This window comes from Streptomyces chattanoogensis, assembly GCF_001294335.1.
Lineage (GTDB): Bacteria > Actinomycetota > Actinomycetes > Streptomycetales > Streptomycetaceae > Streptomyces > Streptomyces chattanoogensis.
Genome location: NZ_LGKG01000112.1, coordinates 125615 through 144128, shown reverse-complemented (window position 1 = coordinate 144128; position 18514 = coordinate 125615). Strand labels below are relative to the sequence as shown.

At 70.6% G+C, this 18514-nt stretch carries 21 protein-coding genes; 6 read left to right on the top strand and 15 right to left on the bottom strand.

Features of this window, described 5'->3' with window-relative positions; genetic code table 11:
* Positions 1-52: 52 nt before the first annotated feature.
* The 6 genes from ADL29_RS13455 to ADL29_RS13430 all read left to right on the top strand — a co-directional run bounded on the left by ADL29_RS13455 (position 53) and on the right by ADL29_RS13430 (position 6653).
* Complete coding sequence (locus tag ADL29_RS13455) at positions 53-988, top strand: carbohydrate ABC transporter permease (RefSeq protein ID WP_053923893.1); 936 nt, start codon at positions 53-55, stop codon at positions 986-988.
* Positions 985-1887 (top strand): carbohydrate ABC transporter permease, encoded by a 903-nt coding sequence (locus ADL29_RS13450; RefSeq protein ID WP_053923892.1) that lies wholly within the window; start codon positions 985-987, stop codon positions 1885-1887. The genes ADL29_RS13455 and ADL29_RS13450 overlap by 4 nt, the downstream gene beginning before the upstream one ends.
* The gene (locus ADL29_RS13445; RefSeq protein WP_053923891.1) at positions 1887-3224 is read left to right on the top strand and encodes an extracellular solute-binding protein; all 1338 of its coding nucleotides are present in this window, start codon (positions 1887-1889) and stop codon (positions 3222-3224) included. The genes ADL29_RS13450 and ADL29_RS13445 overlap by 1 nt, the downstream gene beginning before the upstream one ends.
* A gap of 399 nt (positions 3225-3623) precedes the next feature.
* On the top strand, positions 3624-4829 hold the full coding sequence (locus ADL29_RS13440; protein ID WP_053923890.1) for a S8 family peptidase: 1206 nt from the start codon (positions 3624-3626) through the stop codon (positions 4827-4829).
* Between the two features lie 128 nt (positions 4830-4957).
* On the top strand, positions 4958-5350 hold the full coding sequence (locus tag ADL29_RS13435) for a hypothetical protein (RefSeq protein ID WP_063788469.1): 393 nt from the start codon (positions 4958-4960) through the stop codon (positions 5348-5350).
* Positions 5351-5561: 211 nt separating this feature from the next.
* Positions 5562-6653, top strand: a complete 1092-nt coding sequence (locus ADL29_RS13430) for a glycosyltransferase family 2 protein (protein ID WP_053923888.1) — start codon at positions 5562-5564, stop codon at positions 6651-6653.
* A gap of 28 nt (positions 6654-6681) precedes the next feature.
* Here ADL29_RS13430 and ADL29_RS13425 read toward each other — a convergent pair whose 3' ends face one another.
* The 15 genes from ADL29_RS13425 to ADL29_RS13370 all read right to left on the bottom strand — a co-directional run bounded on the left by ADL29_RS13425 (position 6682) and on the right by ADL29_RS13370 (position 18340).
* Positions 6682-7467: a sirohydrochlorin chelatase gene (locus ADL29_RS13425; protein ID WP_053923887.1), complete on the bottom strand. Its 786-nt coding sequence runs from the start codon at positions 7465-7467 to the stop codon at positions 6682-6684.
* A gap of 14 nt (positions 7468-7481) precedes the next feature.
* Complete coding sequence (locus tag ADL29_RS13420; protein ID WP_053923886.1) at positions 7482-8429, bottom strand: ABC transporter permease; 948 nt, start codon at positions 8427-8429, stop codon at positions 7482-7484.
* Positions 8416-9219 (bottom strand): ABC transporter ATP-binding protein, encoded by an 804-nt coding sequence (locus tag ADL29_RS13415; RefSeq protein ID WP_179954503.1) that lies wholly within the window; start codon positions 9217-9219, stop codon positions 8416-8418. Before ADL29_RS13415 ends, ADL29_RS13420 begins: the two co-directional genes overlap by 14 nt.
* Positions 9220-9265: 46 nt before the next feature.
* The gene (locus ADL29_RS13410) at positions 9266-10372 is read right to left on the bottom strand and encodes an aliphatic sulfonate ABC transporter substrate-binding protein (RefSeq protein WP_053923885.1); all 1107 of its coding nucleotides are present in this window, start codon (positions 10370-10372) and stop codon (positions 9266-9268) included.
* 214 nt (positions 10373-10586) lie between these two features.
* Complete coding sequence (locus tag ADL29_RS13405; RefSeq protein WP_053923884.1) at positions 10587-11942, bottom strand: sulfate adenylyltransferase subunit 1; 1356 nt, start codon at positions 11940-11942, stop codon at positions 10587-10589.
* Positions 11943-11944: 2 nt separating this feature from the next.
* Positions 11945-12883 (bottom strand): sulfate adenylyltransferase subunit CysD, encoded by a 939-nt coding sequence (cysD, locus tag ADL29_RS13400; protein WP_046925421.1) that lies wholly within the window; start codon positions 12881-12883, stop codon positions 11945-11947.
* Positions 12880-13470: an adenylyl-sulfate kinase gene (gene cysC, locus ADL29_RS13395; RefSeq protein WP_078970964.1), complete on the bottom strand. Its 591-nt coding sequence runs from the start codon at positions 13468-13470 to the stop codon at positions 12880-12882. Before cysC ends, cysD begins: the two co-directional genes overlap by 4 nt.
* On the bottom strand, positions 13470-14159 hold the full coding sequence (locus ADL29_RS13390; protein ID WP_053923882.1) for a phosphoadenylyl-sulfate reductase: 690 nt from the start codon (positions 14157-14159) through the stop codon (positions 13470-13472). The genes cysC and ADL29_RS13390 overlap by 1 nt, the downstream gene beginning before the upstream one ends.
* Positions 14156-14356: a hypothetical protein gene (locus tag ADL29_RS13385; RefSeq protein ID WP_046925418.1), complete on the bottom strand. Its 201-nt coding sequence runs from the start codon at positions 14354-14356 to the stop codon at positions 14156-14158. Before ADL29_RS13385 ends, ADL29_RS13390 begins: the two co-directional genes overlap by 4 nt.
* Positions 14353-16065 (bottom strand): nitrite/sulfite reductase, encoded by a 1713-nt coding sequence (locus ADL29_RS13380; protein WP_046925417.1) that lies wholly within the window; start codon positions 16063-16065, stop codon positions 14353-14355. The genes ADL29_RS13385 and ADL29_RS13380 overlap by 4 nt, the downstream gene beginning before the upstream one ends.
* A gap of 213 nt (positions 16066-16278) precedes the next feature.
* Positions 16279-16362 carry a putative leader peptide gene (locus ADL29_RS46575; RefSeq protein ID WP_350257049.1) on the bottom strand — a complete coding sequence of 28 codons (84 nt, stop codon included), beginning with the start codon at positions 16360-16362 and terminating at the stop codon, positions 16279-16281.
* Positions 16363-16454: 92 nt separating this feature from the next.
* Positions 16455-17057, bottom strand: a complete 603-nt coding sequence (locus ADL29_RS13375; RefSeq protein ID WP_053923881.1) for a GNAT family N-acetyltransferase — start codon at positions 17055-17057, stop codon at positions 16455-16457.
* 86 nt (positions 17058-17143) lie between these two features.
* Positions 17144-17380 carry a leucine-rich repeat domain-containing protein gene (locus ADL29_RS46570; RefSeq protein ID WP_425424238.1) on the bottom strand — a complete coding sequence of 79 codons (237 nt, stop codon included), beginning with the start codon at positions 17378-17380 and terminating at the stop codon, positions 17144-17146.
* A gap of 89 nt (positions 17381-17469) precedes the next feature.
* Entirely contained in the window at positions 17470-17613 is a 144-nt protein-coding gene (locus tag ADL29_RS43470) for a hypothetical protein (protein ID WP_157878490.1), read from the bottom strand.
* 55 nt (positions 17614-17668) lie between these two features.
* Complete coding sequence (locus ADL29_RS13370; RefSeq protein WP_053923880.1) at positions 17669-18340, bottom strand: class F sortase; 672 nt, start codon at positions 18338-18340, stop codon at positions 17669-17671.
* Between the last annotated feature and the right edge of the window lie 174 nt (positions 18341-18514).

Sequence of the window (18514 nt, the reverse complement as noted above, 5' to 3'; positions counted from 1 at the left end):
GCGCGATGCGGGCAGTGCCGACGGCGGGAGCCGAGCGCGAGGAGCCCGGGCCGTGACCCTCGCCACCGCGCCCCGGCGCTCTGCCGCCCCGGGCCGTACCCCCGCGCCCCGGCGCGACCACGCCACCTGGTTCCTGGTCCTGCCCGCCCTGATCCCGATCCTGGTGCTGAGCGTCGGACCACTGCTCTACGGCATCGGGCTGGCGTTCACCGACGCCCAGTCGGGCCGGACCCGGGCCACCGGTTTCGTCGGCGCGCTCAACTTCACCGACCTCCTCCACGACACCCTCTTCTGGGACTCCTTCCGCATCGGCCTGGTGTGGGCGCTCGGTGTCACCGTCCCGCAGTTCTTCCTCGCCCTCGGCCTCGCCCTGCTGCTCAACGTGAACCTGCGGCTGCGCTGGCTGGCCCGGGCGCTGGCGATCGTCCCGTGGGCGATGCCGGAGGTCGTCGTCGGCATCATGTGGCGGCTGGTCTACCACCCGGACGCCGGCATCCTGAACGAGACGCTGCGGGATCTGGGTCTGTCCGGGACCGGCGACGGCCGGGACTGGCTGAGCGGTCTGGCCACGGCTCTGCCCGCGGTCATCGTCGTCGGCGTCTGGGCGGGCATGCCGCAGACCACCGTCTCCCTCCTGGCCGGCCTGCAGAACGTCCCCAAGGAGCTGCACGAGGCGGCCGCCATGGACGGCGCGGGCGCCTGGCGCCGCTTCCGTACGGTCACCTGGCCCGCCCTCAAGCCCGTCGCCCTCGCCATCACCGCCCTCAACTTCATCTGGAACTTCAACTCCTTCGCCCTGGTCTTCGTGCTCACCGACGGCGGCCCCGGCGGCCGCACCCGGCTGCCGATGCTCTTCGCCTACGAAGAGGCCTTCCGCTACGGGCAGTTCGGATACGCCGCCGCCATGGGCCTGGCGATGGTCGCGGTCATCTCCATCCTGCTGGCCGTCTATCTGGCCGGCCGGCTGAAGGGGGACGACGACAGATGAGCCAAGTGAGCACCGTGCGCCGAGCGGGCCGGAAGAGCCCGGTGCGCCCTGCGGGCCGCCGCACGGCCGCCCGGCGCACCGCCACCCGCACTGGGCAGTACGCCGCCCTCCTCGCCTATCTGGCGTTCCTCGCCTTCCCGTTCCTCTGGCTGGTCTCCACCGCCTTCAAGCCACCGCGTGAACTGGGCAGCATCCACCCCACCTGGATCCCCGGCGCGCCGACCCTGGACAACTTCCGGCAGGCGTTCACCCAGCAGCCGCTGCTGACCGCGGCGGGCAACAGCCTGCTCGCCGCGGCGGTCTCCGCGGTGATCGCGATCGTCCTGGCGACGCCGATGGCGTATGTCCTGGCCCGCCACCGGGGCCGCCTCGCACGGGCCGCCACCGGCTGGGTCGTCATCAGCCAGGCGTTCCCCCTGGTCCTGGTGATCATCCCGCTGTTCCTGATCCTGAAGAACTTCCATCTGGTGGACTCCCGGGCCGGGCTGGTCATGGTCTATGCGGTGTGGTCGCTGCCGTTCGCCCTGTGGATGCTGACCGGATATGTCCGCGCCGTACCGCCCGAAGTGGAGGAGGCCGCGGCCGTCGACGGCGCGGGCCGGATACGCACCCTCGTCTCGGTCACCGCACCGCTGCTCGCGCCCGGCATCGTCGCCACCGGCCTGTTCGCCTTCATCACCGCCTGGAACGAGTTCTTCTTCGCCCTGGTCCTGCTCAAGTCCCCGGAGAAACAGACGCTGCCGGTCGTGCTGACCCACTTCATCGGGACGGAGGGCGTCGCCGACCTCGGCCCGCTCGCCGCCGCCGCGCTGCTCGCCACCCTCCCGAGCCTGCTCCTGTTCGCCGTCATCCAGCGGCGCATCACGGGCGGGATGCTGGCGGGGGCGGTGAAGAGCTGATGCCGTACGAGAGCGAACCGCCGCGCCCCCGCCCTCGCCCCGGCCCCGCTCGCCGGAGACTGCTCGCGGCCGCCGCCGCGCTGCCCGCCGCGGCCCTGCTGCCCGGCTGTTCCGACGACCGGCAGCGGCGCGGCCGCGGCGGCAGGATCACCCTGCGCTTCCAGTCCCTGGCCTGGCAGCAGGACTCCCTCAAGGCCAACCGACAGCTGGTCGCCGAATGGAACCGCCGCCACCCCGACGTCCAGGTGCGCTACGTCCAGGGCGCCTGGGCCACCGTCCACGACCAGCTGCTCACCTCCTTCGAGGGCGGCGAGGCGCCGGACATCATCCATGACGCCACCGACGACCTCGCCGACTTCGCCTACGGCGGCGATCTCGCCGACCTCACCACTCTGCTGCCGCCCCGCCTCAAGGCGGACATCCCGCAGCAGAGCTGGGACACCGCCACCTTCAACGGCCGGATCCACGGCGTTCCGTTCCTCCAGGAACCCCGGGTGCTGATCGCCAACCGCACGAAGCTGCACCGCTCCGGCGTCCGGATCCCGGCCCCCGAACACCCCTGGACCTGGGAGGAGTTCGCCGACGCCGCTCAGCGGCTGACCCATCGCGGCACCTACGGAGTCGCCTGGCCGCTGAAGGAGCCGGTCTCCGCCACCCTCAACCTCGCCCTGTCCACCGGCGGCCGGGTCTTCCACCGCCGCCCCGACGGCAAGGTGGAGGTCCGCTTCGACGCCGTCGACCAGGTGGTGCCGCGCACCATCCACCACCAGGTCAACGTCGCCCGCACCGCCTCCCGTTCGACCCTCGGCATGGGCGGCGCCGACACCCTGCCGGGCTTCTTCGCCGGGCGGTACGCGATGGTGCCGCTGGGGTTCTCCTACCGCCAGCAGATCGTCCAGCAGGCCCCCGACGGCTTCGACTGGACGGTGCTGCCCGCCCCCAAGGGCACGACCCTGGACCAGGGGGTGAGCCCGCAGACCCTGTCGGTGGCCGAGGACTGCCCGTACAAGGAGGAGGCGATGGCCTTCATCGACTTTCTCCTCCGCCCGCCGAACATGGTCCGGCTCGCCCTGGGCGACTGGCTGCTGCCGACCGGCCGGCAGGCGCTCCAGGACCCGGCGCTGCACGTGGCCCGGCACGACTGGGCCACCGGCACCGCCCTGGCGGGCGCCCTGCGCTCGGCGCCGGCCCAGTCCGTACGCGGTTATCCGGAATGGAAGGACAAGATCGCCACGCCCGGTCTGCAGGAGTACTACAGCGGCGCGATCGGCCTGGACGCCCTGCGCCAACGGCTCGTCGAGGACGGCAATCTGGTGCTGGCGCGCTATCAGAGATGAGCCGGGGGAGGGGAGCCGCACTCCCTCGCATTGCGCGAGACGCCTCGTCCCGAGGGCGGCGCGCGCCGGGCGGCTGACCGCACCGAGGCTCAACTGCCCTCCTGGGCAACGCAGATTGGGCAACGGAGGTCACCCTCCGTCGCCCTCTATTACACCTGGATTGCGCAAACGTAAACGGAGTTGAGTCGCCCTCCGTCAACTGCGTGACGTTCTTTGCCCGATTCCGCTAACTATCGCCAATATCGAGGGTTGTTGCGTATCTCACACGGCTGGACGGCCCTTGAATTGACCCCGTCAATCCGACAGGGTTTCGAACCAGTCCGTCGCAGATCTTCCGGTCTCCACGGTCTATTGCAGCAACGCTTTCCCCCCACACCACGAACGAGGAGAACCCTCGCAATGGATCACAAGCGTTCCAGCAAGAAGCGGCTCATCACGGCGATAACCGCCGCAGTTGCCGCCACTGGTATCGCCACCATCACCGCGGTCACCGCCGGTGCTTCGCCCGCTCCTGCCGAGGGCAAGATCTACGGCGCCCAGGCCAAGGGTGCCGTGAACGGCAGCTACATCGTCATGCTGAAGAAGTCGATCCGTACCGCCGCGAGCACCGACCTCGCCGCCAAGTACGGCGGCCAGGTCAAGCGGAGCTACTCCTCCGTCGACGGCTTCTCGACGACCGGTCTCAACGAGGAAGAGGCCAAGCGCCTGGCCGCCGACCCGGCCGTCGACAAGGTCGTCCAGAACAAGAAGTTCCACATCGACGCCACCCAGGACAACCCGCCGTCGTGGGGCCTGGACCGCATCGACCAGGCGGACACCCAGGGCGACAAGAAGTACAACTACCCCGACAGCGCGGGTGAGGGCGTCACCGCCTACGTCATCGACACCGGTGTCCACATCAGCCACAAGGACTTCGGCGGCCGTGCGTCGTACGGCTTCAACGCCATCGACAACAGCGACAAGGCCGAGGACGACAACGGCCACGGCACCCATGTCTCGGGCACCATCGCCGGTGAGAAGCACGGCGTCGCCAAGAAGGCCAAGATCGTGGCCGTCAAGGTCCTCGACGGCCAGGGCTCCGGCACCACCGAGCAGGTCGTCGCGGGCATCGACTGGGTCACCAAGAACCACAAGGGCCCCTCGGTCGCCAACATGTCGCTCGGCGGCGGCGCGGACGAGGCGCTGGACGCGGCCGTGAAGAAGGCCGTCGACTCCGGTGTCACCTTCGGCGTCGCGGCGGGCAACGAGTCCACCGACGCCGGCCAGGGCTCCCCGGCCCGCGTCAAGGAGGCCATCACGGTGGCCTCCAGCACCAACAAGGACGAGCAGTCGGACTTCTCCAACTTCGGCAGCGTGGTGGACATCTACGCTCCGGGCTCCGACATCACCTCGGACTGGAACGGCAGCGACGACGCCACCAAGACCATCTCCGGCACGTCCATGGCGACCCCGCACGTCGTCGGTGCGGCCGCGGTCTACCTGGCCAACCACAAGGACGCCAAGCCCGCGGACGTGGAGAAGGCCCTGACGGACGGTGCCACGCCCGACAAGATCAGCAACCCGGGTGAGGGCACGCCCAACAAGCTGCTGAAGGTCGTCGAGTAACCAGCTCAACCCCTCAGCACCCACCGCCGGCCGCCGCGCTCTCCCCCACGGGGCGCGGCGGCCGGCGCCGTTGTGTGCGGTGGCGGGCGCGCCCGTACGAGCGCGGCACGCTCCGTAGGATGGCCGCCGTGCGGAAGGATCACCAGCTTCGCCGCCTTGCCGTGGGCGGTGCGACATGGCTCTGGTCGGTGCGTCACAGGCACCGGCCGCCGGAATGCTGCGAGGTTCTCTCGCTCCATCTTCCTTACGAGGGCGCCAGGGCAACTCTGCGTCTCGTCTTCAGCGAGGGCGCCCCCGGCCGCTACCTTGAAGGTTCGGGTGGGATCGGCGGAGCCGGCGACCGGGATCACGTACCCGGCGGCGCGCATGGCCCCCGCCCCCCTCTCCACCTCAACCTCCACGAGCCCGCCGTCGTCCGCGGATTCCTCGAGGAGGCAGCGGCACGCGGCGCCCTGCCGGTGGCTGCCGGTGAGAGGGAGATCGACGGCTGGCCGCTGTTCGATGCGCTCGTCGGGCGCTGAGCCCGCCGCAGGACTCAGCCACCCCGAGCACCGCGAAGGCGGAGTTATCCACAGGAGGCTGCCTCCGAAACCGCTCAACACCCCTATCCCGCTACGGTCGGTGACATGCACGGAGGACTGCCGTTCATCGGCATCAGCACCATCGTCTACGGCGTGATCGGCCTGACCGTTGTCGCGGCCGACGCCATCCGCAGGACAGGGGGAGCCCAGCATGCACACCATCACCGTCATCGTCCCAGCTCACAACGAGGAGGAGGGACTTCCGGCGACGCTGGAGTCCCTTGCCCGGCAAACGGTCCCACCTGACCGCATCCTGGTCGTGGACGACGCCTCCACGGACCGCACGGGCGAAGTAGCGGCCTCACACGGCGTCACCGTTCTCCGCCCGTCACGCAACCTCGGCAGCAAGGCCAAGGCGCAGAATTACGCGCTTCCGCACTGCACCACCGACCTCGTACTGGCCGTCGACGCGGACACCGTCCTCGCGCCGGACTACATCGCGACGGTCCTTCCCGTCTTCGACGACCCCGGCGTCTCCGTCGCGGCGGGCACGGTCCGCACCCGCCACACCCGCACCGTCTGGGAGCGCGGCCGCTCCACCGAGTATCTCTTCGGGTTCCACTGGCACCGCCCCATCCAGGCTCGCGCCAACAGCCCCATGGTGTGCTCGGGTTGCTGCTCCGTCTTCCGGCGCGACGACCTGGTGGCCTTCGGCGGATTCCCGGAACGGACCATCGTCGAGGACATGGACTACACCTGGAGCCAGCAGATCGCGGGCCGGCGTGCCGTCTACGTCGCGGACGCGGTCGCCCTGGCCGCCGACCCGGAAGACCTCACCTATCTGCGGAAACAGGTCTGGCGCTGGATGGCCGGCTTCTGCCAGAACGTCCGGCTGCATCTCGGGCGGCTGGTCATCCACAAACCCCTGCTGGCGGTCTGGGTGCTGCTCGCCCTGCTGGAGATCCTCACCGCGCCCTTGTGGTGGGCCACCCCCTTCGTGGCCGCCGCGGCCACCGACCAGCCGCTGCCGGTCGCCTTCGGATGGTGGGCCGGAGCCGAGCTGCTGCTGACGGCGCCACCACTGATCTACGCAGCCCGCCGCCGCAAACTCCCGCTGAGCGGCGTCCTGGTGAATCTCCCCTGCGTCTACGCAACCAAGGCCGTCAACCTCGTATACGCCTGGAAGGCACTCGTCGTGGAGCTGGTGCTGGTGCCGCTGCACCTGGCCAGGGGCCTCACGGTCTACGAGAAGGGCCGGGCCGATTTCCGGCCGGGGGCGGCGTCCGTGGTGCCGGCCGCATGACCCGCCGGCACCCGGCACCCGGCATGCGTCAGGCGCTCAGCGCCGTCAGCTCCGGCCGGACGCGGCTCTCCGCCGCCTGGTCGTAGCGGCGGAGCAGCAGCCGGGCCAGCTCGGGGGCGGGGCCGAGCACCGGCGCGAGGAGGTCCGCACCGGCCTCGCGGGCCCCGGTGGCGATGCGGTCCGGGAGGAAGCCGGGCGCGATGACGTAGGGGGCGACGGCCACCCGGTCGGCACCCTCGGCCCGTAGCGCCCGCACGGCGTCCGCGGTACGGGGGACCCCCGTAGCGGGAGAAGCAGCGGAGGCGAACGCAGGTCGCACGGCACACCAGTTGGCGGTGCACCGCCACTCCCGCGCGATTTCAGCGATCACTGCGATCGCCTCCGGGTCACTGGAGCCCGCCGAGGCCAGGACGACCCCGGTCGAGCGGCGGTCGCCGGGCCGCAGCCCGGCTTCCTCCAACCGGCGCTCCAGGGCGGCGGTCAGGAGGGAGGAGGGGCCGAGCACATCGGCCTGGTGGACGGTCAGCAGGGGCAGCCGCCGTGCGGCCTCCCGCAGCACCGACGGAATATCGGACTTCGCGTGGAAGGCGCGAGTGAGGAGGAGAGGAAGAGCCACCACATCCCGCACGCCCTCGGACGACAGACGCTCCAGCACACGGGGCACGCTGGGCGCGTTGAAGTCGAGGTAGCCGACCTCGACCCGCAGCCCCGGCCGCAGCGTCCGCACCCGCGCGCAGAGCGCGGAGACGGTCGCCGCGTGCCGCGGATCGCGGCTGCCGTGGGCGATGACGAGGAGCGTGGGGCGTGCGTTCATGGTCCGGCTCGTGCTCAGCTCTTGACGAGGAGGCCGCGGCTGCGCAGCACCCGTCGCTCGATCGGCGCGAAGATCAGCAGCTCGATACCGATTCCGACGATGAGGATCAGCAGGATGGCGGACAGCACCCAGGACAAGTCGCCGATCTCGCGGCCCTGCTCCAGCAGCTGGCCCAGGCCGGTGCCCAGGTCGGGAGCGTTGACGATGAGTTCGGCGGCCATCAGCGAGCGCCAGGAGAAGGCCCAGCCCTGCTTGAGGCCGGCGATGTAGCCGGGGAGCGCGGCGGGGAGGAGGACGAACCGTACGCCGGCCAGGCCGGTGGCCCCGATGGTGCGGCCGGCCCGCAGGTAGAGGGGTGAGATCTGGTCGACGCCGGCCACCAGGCCGTTGGCGATGGAGGGGACGGCGCCGAGCAGCACCACCGCGTAGATGGTGGCATCGCTCAGCCCGAACCAGATGATCGCCGCCGGGACCCACGCCACCGAGGGGAGGGACTGCAGACCGCTCAGGATCGGGCCGATCGCGGACCGTACGGCCTTGACGCGGGCCACGATCAGGCCGAGGACCGTACCGAGGGCGACCGAGGCCAGGAAGCCGAGGCCGCCGCGGGAGATGCTGGTCCACACATAGCCCAGCAGCGTGCCCTCGAGCCACTTCTCCTGGAGGGAGCGGGCGACGTCGACGGGGCTCGGCAGCAGATAGTGCGGCTTGACCTGGAAGTGGTAGGCGAGCTGCCACAACCCCAGCACGATCGCGATGGCGATGAGAGGAGGGAACGTCTTTGAAGCAACCGTACGCAGCCAGGGCTGACGGGCGACGACGGTGGATTCCAGGGCGTCGAGCCCGGCCTCCAGACCGGCGAGATCACCGGAGGCATCGTCGGGCGTGGCGACGGTGGTGGCACCGGCTGCGTCGTCGGCCGGTCCGGCGGCGGACTGGGCCTTGGTCTCAGTGCTGGCCATGGCGGCGGATCTCCCCACGGAGCTGTTCGGTGATCTCGACGGAAAGGTCGGCGACCGCGGCGTCCTCGATACGGCGCGGCTGGGGGATGTCCACCTGCCACTCGCGGGCGATCCGGCCGGGACGGGAGGAGAGCAGTACCACCCGCTGGGCGAGCCGGACGGCCTCGCGGACGTTGTGGGTGACGAAGAGGACCGAGAGGTCGGTCTCGCGCCAGATGCGGGTCAGCTCGTCGTGCAGGACATCACGGGTGATGGCGTCGAGCGCGGCGAACGGCTCGTCCATCAGCAGGAGCTGGCTGTCCTGGGCGAGCGCACGGGCCATGGCGACGCGCTGGCGCATACCGCCGGAGAGCTCGTGCACACGCTTGCCGTACGCCCCGCCCAGCCGGACGAGTTCGAGCAGCCGCTCGGCCTCGGCGCGGCGCTCGGCACGCGGCACCCCGCGCAGCCGCAGCGCCAGTTCGATGTTGCGGCCCGCGGTCAGCCACGGGAAGAGCGCATGCTCCTGGAACATCAGGGCCGGCCGGCCGCCGGGCGTCTCGATGCTGCCGGCCGACGGCGCGTCGAGGCCGGCCACGAGGTTGAGCAGGGTGGACTTACCGCAGCCCGAAGCCCCCAGGAGGCAGACGAATTCGCCCGGTGCGACATCGATGCTGATGTCATCCAGCACATGCTGCTGCGCGCCTGGGCGGCCGAACGACTTCGAGACGTGGTCGATTCGAGCCGCGTACGGCACGGTGCCGGCCGAAGCCGCCGGGGCGGGCTGCTTGGTGAGTGTGGTGGTCGTCATCGGTGTCACCTCCTGGGGGACTGCGGTGCTACGGAACGGAGGGGTGTCAGCTGCCGAGGCCGGCGTCGTCGACCGGCGCCTTGCCCTCCGACTTGAGCACCTTGTTCAGCAGGGTGAGGTCGTAGATGCCCTTGAGCTCGGGCTTCTTCAGCAGGCCCGCCTTGACGGCGTGGTCCGCCTCCTCCTGCAGCGTGGCGGCCAGCGGGTCATCGGTGATGGCGACGTTCTTGAACGCCGGGTCGATGACGTTGTCCGGCAGCTTCTTGCCGGCGAACTCCGGCTGGCCGAGCTGCTCGTTGAGCGCCTGCTTCGCCTGGTCCGGGTGGGACCGGATCCAGGCGTTGGTCTTCACCGAGCCGCGCAGCACTGCCTCGACGGCCTTCGGGTGCTCCTTGAGGAACTTCTGGGAGACGATCACGTTCGTGATGACGAACTTGCCGTCCTTCCACAGCTTCTTCTCATCGAGGATCGGCTTGCCACCTGCGGCGACGAGCTTGGAGGCCGTCGGCTCGGGCACCCAGGCCGCGTCGATGGCGCCCTGCTCGAAGGAGGTCGGCGTCACCTTGTTGTCGATGCGCTGGACGGTGACATCGCCCTTGCCGGTCGTGGCGTCGACCTTGTAGCCCTTCTCCGCCAGGAAGTTCAGCAGCGCCACGTCCTGGGTGTTGCCCAGCTGCGGGGTGGCGATCTTCTTGCCCTTGAGGTCGTCCAGGCTCTTGATCTTCTTGGGGTTGACCACGAGCGAGACGCCGCCGGAGGCCGAACCGGAGATGATCTTCAGGCTCTTGCCGTGCGACTTGACATAGCCGTTGATCGAGGGGGAGGGGCCGATCCAGCCGATGTCGATGGCGCCCGAGTTGAGGGCCTCGATCTCGGCGGGACCGGCGTTGAAGACGGAGGGCTTGATCTCCGTGCCGCCCAGTTCCTTCTGGAACAGGCCCTTGTTGAGGCCGATCAGCGGGGTGGCGTGCGTGGTGTTGCCGAAGAGCCCGATCTTCACCTGATCGAGCCCATCGGTCTTGGGGCCCTTGGGGGCGACCCGGGCAGCGGTGTCCTTCTTGGCCTCGGAGCCGTAGCCGCAGGCGCCCAGCGCGCCGACGAGGAGCGGGACGGTGACGGCGGCCGCCAGCAGGCGGTGTCGAACGGCAGACACGGGAGGAGTTCCTCTCGGAGGGCCGGGACGGTGAGCGCCCTTCTAAGGCACGCCCGGCAGGTCAATGGATCTTCGGAAGGGGGGAGTGGGGGGTACGGAGTCGAGCATCGTCAGCACACACATCGCCCGACTCCTCCCTGGCCACTGCCGAGAGCGCCGCTCCCGATCCGGCCGCCCTCAATGGCGAAAGTGGAGAACATGTCCTTGAGCATGTTCAGAAATCCCATCCGTCGTCGTCCGCCTCGTCGGCGGGGGCGGCGTCCGCGGCCGCCTCCGCGAAGGCGGTACCCGCCATACCCGCGGTCAGCGTCGTACCGTCCGCCGGGTCGATCAGGAGGAAGGAGCCGGTACGCCGGGAGTCGGCGTAGGCGTCCAGGGCCAGCGGCTCGGCCGTGCGGACGACGATCCGTCCGATGTCGTTGGCGGCCAGCTCGCCCGGTGCGGGGTGCTGGGAGAGGTCGTCGAGGGTCAGCCGGGACGGGATGTCCTTGACGATCGCCTTGACGGTGCGGGTGGTGTGCTTGATCAGCACCCGCTGCCCCACGGTCAGCGGGCGGTCACCGACATGGCAGACCGTGGCCTCGATGTCCTGGGAGGCCGACGGCGCCGAGGCGGTCGGGGCGATCAGGTCGCCGCGCGAGATGTCGATGTCGTCGGTCAGCCGGACGGTCACCGACTGCGGCGCCCAGGCGACGTCCACGGCCTGGCCGAGCGCGTCGATCGCCTCGATGGTGCTGGTGCGGCCCGAGGGCAGCACGGTCACCGGGTCGCCGACGCGCAGCACGCCGGAGGCGATCTGGCCCGCGTAGCCGCGGTAGTCGGGGTGTTCGGCGGTCTGCGGGCGGATGACGTACTGGACCGGGAACCGGCCGGGGTCGTCCGAGGGGTCGGCGACGACCGGCACCGTCTCCAGGTGCTCCAGCACCGTCGGGCCGCCGTACCAGTCCATGTGGGCGGAGGCCGTCACGACGTTGTCACCGGCCAGCGCGGAGATCGGGATGGCCGTGATCTCCGGAACGCCCAGCGAGGCGGCGTACGTCGTGAACTCCTCGGCGATCGCGGCGAAGACGGACTCCTGGTAGTCCACCAGGTCCATCTTGTTGACCGCGAGGACGACATGCGGGACGCGCAGCAGCGCGGCGACGGCCGCGTGCCGGCGGGTCTGCTCGACCACGCCGTTGCGGGCGTCGACCAGCACCACGGCCAGCTCGGCGGTGGAGGCGCCGGTGACCATGTTGCGGGTGTACTGCACATGCCCGGGGGTGTCGGCGAGGATGAAGCGGCGGCGGGGCGTGGCGAAGTAGCGGTAGGCGACATCGATGGTGATGCCCTGCTCCCGCTCGGCCCGCAGCCCGTCCGTCAGCAGCGCCAGGTCCGGCGCCTCCTGCCCGCGGTTGCGGGAGGCGTGCTCGACGGCCTCCAGCTGGTCCGCGAGCACCGACTTGGAGTCGTGCAGCAGCCGGCCGACCAGGGTCGACTTGCCGTCGTCGACGGAACCGGCGGTGGCGAAACGCAGCAGCGAGGTCGCGCCGGCGTCCACCGCGCCCTCAACAACATGGGTGGTGCTCATGGTTAGAAGTACCCCTCGCGCTTACGGTCCTCCATGGCGGCCTCGGACAGCTTGTCGTCGGCCCGCGTCGCGCCCCGTTCGGTGAGGCGCGAGGCGGCGATCTCCGCGATGACGGCCTCGATGGTCCCGGCGTCGGAGTCCACCGCGCCGGTGCACGACATGTCGCCGACCGTGCGGTAGCGCACCAGCCGGGTCTCCAGGACCTCGCCGTCCTTGGGCCCGCCCCACTCGCCGGGCGCCAGCCACATACCGCTGCGGGCGAAGACCTCGCGCTCGTGTGCGTAGTAGATGGCGGGCAGTTCGATCTTCTCGCGGGCGATGTACTGCCACACGTCCAGCTCGGTCCAGTTGGACAGCGGGAAGACGCGGACATGCTCGCCGGGCGAGTGCCGCCCGTTGTAGAGCTGCCACAGCTCCGGGCGCTGCCGGCGCGGATCCCAGCCGCCGAACTCGTCCCGCAGCGAGAACACCCGCTCCTTGGCGCGCGCCTTCTCCTCGTCCCGGCGCCCGCCGCCGAAGACCGCATCGAAGCGGTTCTTGTCGATGGCGTCCAGCAGTGGCACGGTCTGCAGCGGGTTACGCGTCCCGTCGGGGCGCTCGCGCAGCTCACCGCGGTCGATGAAGTCCTGCACGGAGGCGACATGCAGCCGCAGGCCGTGCCGCTCCACCGTACGGTCGCGGTAGTCGATCACCTCGGGGAAGTTGTGCCCGGTGTCGACATGCAGCAGGGAGAACGGCACCGGTGCCGGCGCGAACGCCTTCAGCGCGAGATGCAGCATGACGATGGAGTCCTTGCCGCCGGAGAACAGAATCACCGGCCGCTCGAACTCACCCGCCACCTCGCGGAAGATGTGCACCGCCTCGGACTCCAGAGCGTCCAGGTGCGACAGGGCGTAGGGGTTGTCGCCCTCGGTCTCGGTAGCTATGGCCGCGGTGGTCACGCCAGTCCCCTTTCGACGAGCAGCCCGTGGAGCGCGGCTGCGGACTCCTGCACGGTCTGGGTGTGCGACTCGATGCGCAGGTCGGGCGATTCGGGGGCCTCGTACGGGTCGTCCACGCCGGTCAGGCCGGATATCTCGCCGGCCGCCTGCTTGGCGTACAGCCCCTTCACATCGCGCTCGGAGCACACCTCGACGGGCGTCGCCACATGCACTTCGAGATAGGCGCTGCCCTCGGTCTGGTGGCGCTTGCGCACCGCCTCCCGGGAGTCCGCGTACGGCGCGATCACCGGCACCAGGGCGATGACCCCGTTGCTCGCCAGCAGCTCGGCGACGAAGCCGATCCGCTGGACGTTGGTGTGCCGGTCGGCACGGGTGAAGCCCAGACCGGCGGAGAGGAACTCGCGGATCTCGTCGCCGTCCAGGACCTCGGCCCGGCGGCCCTCGCCGCGCAGCCGCTCCGCCAGCGCGTACGCGATGGTGGTCTTGCCCGCGCTCGGCAGACCGGTCAGCCACACCGTGGCGCCCGTCATCGGCTTCTCCTGAACATCCGCACGTTCCTCAACATCATGTTCCTGAAGTCCGGCCATCAGTGCAGGCCGCACTCGGTCTTGTTGCTGCCTGCCCACCGGCCCGCCCGCGCGTCCTCGCCCGCCAGGACCCGGCGGGTGCAGGGGGCGCAGCCGACGGAGGCGTAACCGTCCATCAGCAGCGGGTTGGTGAGCACGCCGTGCTCGGCGACGTACGCATCCACATCGGCCTGCGTCCAGCGCGCGATCGGCGAGATCTTGACCTTCTGCCGCCTGGCGTCCCAGCCGACGACCGGGGTGTTCGCCCGGGTCGGGGACTCGTCCCGGCGCAGCCCGGTCGCCCAGGCGTCATAGCCGGTCAGGCCCTCTTCCAGCGGCTTGACCTTGCGCAGCGCGCAGCACAGGTCCGGGTCGCGGTCGTGCAGCTTCGGCCCGTACTCGGCGTCCTGCTCGGCCACCGTCTGACGAGGCGTCAGGGTGAGGACGTTGACGTCCATCACCGCGGCCACCGCGTCCCGCGTCCCGATGGTCTCCGGGAAGTGGTAGCCGGTGTCGAGGAACACCACGTCCACACCCGGCACGGCACGCGAGGCCAGGTGTGCGACCACCGCGTCCTCCATCGAGGAGGTCACGCAGAAGCGCGCGCCGAAGGTCTCGCCGGCCCAGCGGAGGATCTCCAGCGGGGCCGCCTCCTCCAGCTCACGGCCCGCACGTTCGGCGAGCTGCGGCAGATCGCTGGCGGCAGTCACGAGGCACCTCCGGCGGACGATGACGGGACAGTGGACGGGCCCTGGGAGAGCAGGCCCAGGAACTTCAGCCGGAACGCGCGGCTGCACGACCGGCACTCCCAGGCCGCGCCCTCACCGCGGACCGCGCCCTCCTCCGAGGGCCGCAGGTCCTCGTCACCGCAGTACGGGCAGTAGAACGGGGCCGCACGTTCACTCACTTCAGCGCACCCTCTTCCGCACGGGCCGCCCACTGGGCGAACCGCTCGCCGTCGGTGCGCTGCTCCTGGAAGTTGCGCAGCACCCGCTCGACGTAGTCGGGGAGTTCGTCGGCGGTGACCTTCAGGCCGCGGACCTTACGGCCGAACCCGGCCTCCAGACCCAGCGCACCGCCCAGATGCACCTGGTAGCCCTCGACCTGCTCGCCCTGGTCGTCGAGGACCAGCTGGCCCTTGAGACCGATGTCCGCGACCTGGATACGGGCGCAGGCGTTGGGGCAGCCGTTGATGTTGATGGTGAGCGGCTGGTCGAACTCCGGGAGACGGCGCTCCAGCTCATCGATCAGCGAGGCGCCGCGCCCCTTCGTCTCGACGATCGCCAGCTTGCAGAACTCGATACCGGTGCAGGCCATCGTGCCGCGCCGGAACGGGGACGGCTTGACCCGCAGGTCCAGCGCCTCGAGCCCGGCGACCAGCGACTCCACCCGCGACTCGTCGATGTCGAGGACGATCATCTTCTGCTCGGCGGTGGTCCGCAGCCGGCCCGAGCCGTGCTCCGCCGCCAGCTCCGCGATCTTGGTGAGGGTGGCGCCGTCGACCCGGCCGACGCGCGGCGCGAAGCCCACGTAGAAGCGGCCGTCCTGCTGCTTGTGCACACCGACGTGATCGCGCCACTGCTGGACGGGCTGCGCCGGGGCGGGCCCGTCGGTCAGCTTGCGCTTGAGGTACTCGTCCTCCAGCACCTGCCGGAACTTCTCCGCGCCCCAGTCCGCGACCAGGAACTTCAGCCGGGCACGGGTGCGCAGCCGCCGGTAGCCGTAGTCGCGGAAGATCGAGATGACGCCCTCGTAGACATCGGCGGCCTCCTCGCGCGAAACCCAGGCGCCGAGCCGGACCCCGAGCTTGGGGTTGGTCGACAGTCCGCCGCCGACCCACACATCGAAGCCCGGGCCGTGCTCGGGGTGCTCGACGCCCACGAACGAGATGTCGTTGATCTCGTGCGCGACATCCAGCAGCGGCGAGCCGGAGACCGCGGACTTGAACTTGCGCGGGAGGTTGGAGAACGCGGGGTTGCCGATGATCCGGCGCTGGATCTCCTCGATGACCGGGGTGCCGTCGATGATCTCGTCCTCGGCGATACCCGCGACCGGCGAGCCCAGGATGACGCGCGGGGTGTCACCGCACGCCTCGGTGGTGGACAGCCCGACCTCTTCCAGCCGCCGCCAGATCTCCGGGACGTCCTCGATCCGGATCCAGTGGTACTGGACGTTCTGCCGGTCGGTGAGATCCGCGGTACCGCGCGCGAACTCCTGCGAGATCTCGCCGATCACCCGCAGCTGCTCGGTGGTCAGCCGCCCGCCGTCGATCCGGACGCGCAGCATGAAGTACCTGTCGTCCAGCTCCTCCGGCTCCAGGATCGCGGTCTTGCCGCCGTCGATCCCGGGCTTGCGCTGGGTGTACAGGCCCCACCAACGCATCCGCCCGCGCAGGTCGTTGGGGTCGATGGAGTCGAAGCCGGCCTTGGAGTAGATCGTCTCAATGCGTGTCCGCACATTGAGACCGTCGTCGTCCTTCTTGAACTGCTCATTGCCGTTGAGCGGCGTGAAGTGGCCAACGGCCCACTGGCCCTCGCCGCGGTGGCGGCCGGCCTTGCGGCGCGGCTTTGCGGCCCCGGCCGTGGGCTGGGGGTTCTCCGGGGTGTCGGCGGCCATGGGTGTACGTCCTTCTGGGCGGGCTCAAGGGTGCGGACGGGCGCGACACACCCGCGGTGACCTGTGCAGACACACCGAAGCGCGGCGCGTGGCAACGCGTCGGGGGTGAGCTGCTGGGCGGGGGTGCGGCCGCGTCCGCGACGATGGGGACGGCGGGAAATCGGTGGTGCCGGCGGTGCTGTCCGGGGCCGACGGGCCCCGGGCGGCGCTACGTCAGCCCGCTCGACAAATGGCGCTGGACATGCGGCCGAGGTCGACGTGTCGCCGACTCACCAAGGCAATTCCAGCTCTGGACATGACGGAAGCGTGGCACGGCGTTCTCCGGCCAGTCCACCGTCGTCCAGGATTTGGACATCAGCGTCCCGAATGGCGGAACGCTGTGTCGTGGGTCACTTTCCGCCGGGGTTCCGGGCGGGTGCCGTCCCCTGGCCGCCGGGCCAGGGTTCCGGCATCGCCACCTCGGCCTCCTGCGTCACCGTGGTGTCGTACACGCGGAACCCGCGCCGCTCGTAATTGGCCATCGCATGCGGCCCGTCATCGCTGCACGTATGCAGCCACACCCGTGCCGTCCGCTCCCGCCCCGGCCACCGCTCGGCCAGGTCCCAGGCCCGCTCGACGCCGTACGTCAGCAGCCACCCGCCGATCCGGCGCCCCTGGAAGGCCGGGATCAGCCCGAAGTAGACGATCTCCACCGCCCCCTCCGGCTGGGGATCCAGCTCGATGAACCCGGCGGGCGTCCCGCGCTCGTACACCACCCAGGTCTCGACCCCCGGCCGTTCCAGATGTTCCGCCCAACGCGCATACGGCCAGCTCAGCCGATCCGTCCACAGGACGTCCCGGCCCACCGTGGTGTACAGGAAGCGGCTGAATTCCGGCGACGGCACCTCGGACCTGACGATACGGACATCCTGGCCGGCGGGCGGCGCCGCGGCGGGGACGAGATCGGCGGGCGAGGTCTGCTCGAGGTACCAGGTCGTGACCGAATGGCTCATGCGGTCAGGACATCACACGCCCGTCAGGGCCCGGAATCGGGGCCGCCCCCGGTCCCGGCCGACGGCCGGCCCGGAATTCCCGGACGTCATTCCTCGACGTCGTGGACGACGCCGAGGGCGGCGCGGTCCCTCAGCCATTCCGGCAGCGCGGTGAGTCCGTTGTCCTTCAGGTCGAGGTGGGTGAGGGCGGAAAGGCCGGTCAGCGCTTCGGGGAGTGCGGTGAGGGCGTTTGCGCCCAGGTCCAGGCGGGTGAGCGCGGTGAGGCCGCCTATCCATGCGGGGAGGGTGGTGAGGCTGTTCCCGTGCAGGTGGAGTTCGGTCAGCGCCGTGAAGTCCGCCAGCGATTCGGGGAGCGCGGTCAGGGCGTTGTCGCTGAGGTCGATTTCGGTGACGGTGACGGCGGCGAGGTGCGTCAGTTCCGGGGGAGGGTTTCCAGCCCCAGACCCGAGAGGTCCAGCGAATCGGCATTGCTCAGGAGTGCCTCTTCGATGCGCTCCTCCACTTCATCCAGCCCATCCAGCCCATCCAGGTCATAAGGGTCCTCGTACGCGGACAACGGTCCTCCTCGGTGGCTCCGGCTGAAGTGCCACTGTTTCACCCGGAGTTGACGGCTATCGGGGATCCGTCCCCGTCATCCGGGCGAAGACCACCACATTGCCCGCGTATCCGCCGCTCGCGGAATAGCCGCCGCCGCAGGTCAGCAGCCGGAGTTCGGGGCGCCCGGTGGCGCCGTAGACCTGGCGGGCCGGGAAACGGTCCTTGGCGAAGACCCGGATGCCGTAGATCTCGAAGACCACGGTGCGCCCGTCCTTGCGGGTCACCCGGATCGTCCGGCCCTTTTCGAGGGTGCCCAGGCGGTAGAAGACCGCGGGGCCGGTATAGGTGTCCACATGGCCGACGATGACGGCGGTGCCGCGCTCGCCCGGGGCCGGGGCCTGTGCGTACCAGCCCGCGAGACGGGGATTCCGGGCGGGCGGGGCGGCTATCCAGCCGTCCTTGTCGAGACCGAGCGGGACCACCGGGGCGGAGATCCCGAGGGAGGGGATGGTCACCCGGGTGACGGCGGAGCGGGCGAGCGGGGCCGGCCCCGAGGGGCGGCCGCGGACGGGCGCGGGGGCGGGCGCGGCGCCGCCGCCGGGCTGCGGCGGGCCGTCGGCCTCGTCCGACAGCCCGCTGCGCAGCATGGCGAAGCCGGTGAGGCCGACCAGGGCTATCGCGCCCCAGTTGGGCCGGCGCGCCGGGGGCTCCGCGCGCGGCTCCTCCGGCCCGCCCGTCAGGCTCATCGCACTCCTCCCAGGACCGTGCCCCCGCCACGCACGGTCCGCAGACGGCACGCTAGGCGCGCGCGAGGAACGGGGCGAGCTCAGACGGCCGGTCGGGTGGACGCCGGCCCCCGACGACCCGGCAGGGGCCAGGGCCTGTCCGGCGGGCCGGGGTCGGAGAGGCCCTGGCCTTGC

Bases quoted from the DNA above. Each gene is read 5' to 3' on its own strand.
- ADL29_RS13450 (WP_053923892.1), top strand. From the start codon at position 985: ATGAGCCAAGTGAGCACCGTGCGCCGAGCGGGCCGGAAGAGCCCGGTG.
- ADL29_RS13445 (WP_053923891.1), top strand. From the start codon at position 1,887: ATGCCGTACGAGAGCGAACCGCCGCGCCCCCGCCCTCGCCCCGGCCCC.
- ADL29_RS13440 (WP_053923890.1), top strand. From the start codon at position 3,624: ATGGATCACAAGCGTTCCAGCAAGAAGCGGCTCATCACGGCGATAACC.
- ADL29_RS13430 (WP_053923888.1), top strand. From the start codon at position 5,562: ATGCACACCATCACCGTCATCGTCCCAGCTCACAACGAGGAGGAGGGA.
- ADL29_RS13425 (WP_053923887.1), bottom strand. From the start codon at position 7,467: ATGAACGCACGCCCCACGCTCCTCGTCATCGCCCACGGCAGCCGCGAT.
- ADL29_RS13420 (WP_053923886.1), bottom strand. From the start codon at position 8,429: ATGGCCAGCACTGAGACCAAGGCCCAGTCCGCCGCCGGACCGGCCGAC.
- ADL29_RS13415 (WP_179954503.1), bottom strand. From the start codon at position 9,219: ATGACGACCACCACACTCACCAAGCAGCCCGCCCCGGCGGCTTCGGCC.
- ADL29_RS13405 (WP_053923884.1), bottom strand. From the start codon at position 11,942: ATGAGCACCACCCATGTTGTTGAGGGCGCGGTGGACGCCGGCGCGACC.
- cysC (WP_078970964.1), bottom strand. From the start codon at position 13,470: ATGGCCGGACTTCAGGAACATGATGTTGAGGAACGTGCGGATGTTCAG.
- ADL29_RS13380 (WP_046925417.1), bottom strand. From the start codon at position 16,065: ATGGCCGCCGACACCCCGGAGAACCCCCAGCCCACGGCCGGGGCCGCA.
- ADL29_RS46575 (WP_350257049.1), bottom strand. From the start codon at position 16,362: ATGTCCAGAGCTGGAATTGCCTTGGTGAGTCGGCGACACGTCGACCTC.
- ADL29_RS13375 (WP_053923881.1), bottom strand. From the start codon at position 17,057: ATGAGCCATTCGGTCACGACCTGGTACCTCGAGCAGACCTCGCCCGCC.
- ADL29_RS13370 (WP_053923880.1), bottom strand. From the start codon at position 18,340: ATGAGCCTGACGGGCGGGCCGGAGGAGCCGCGCGCGGAGCCCCCGGCG.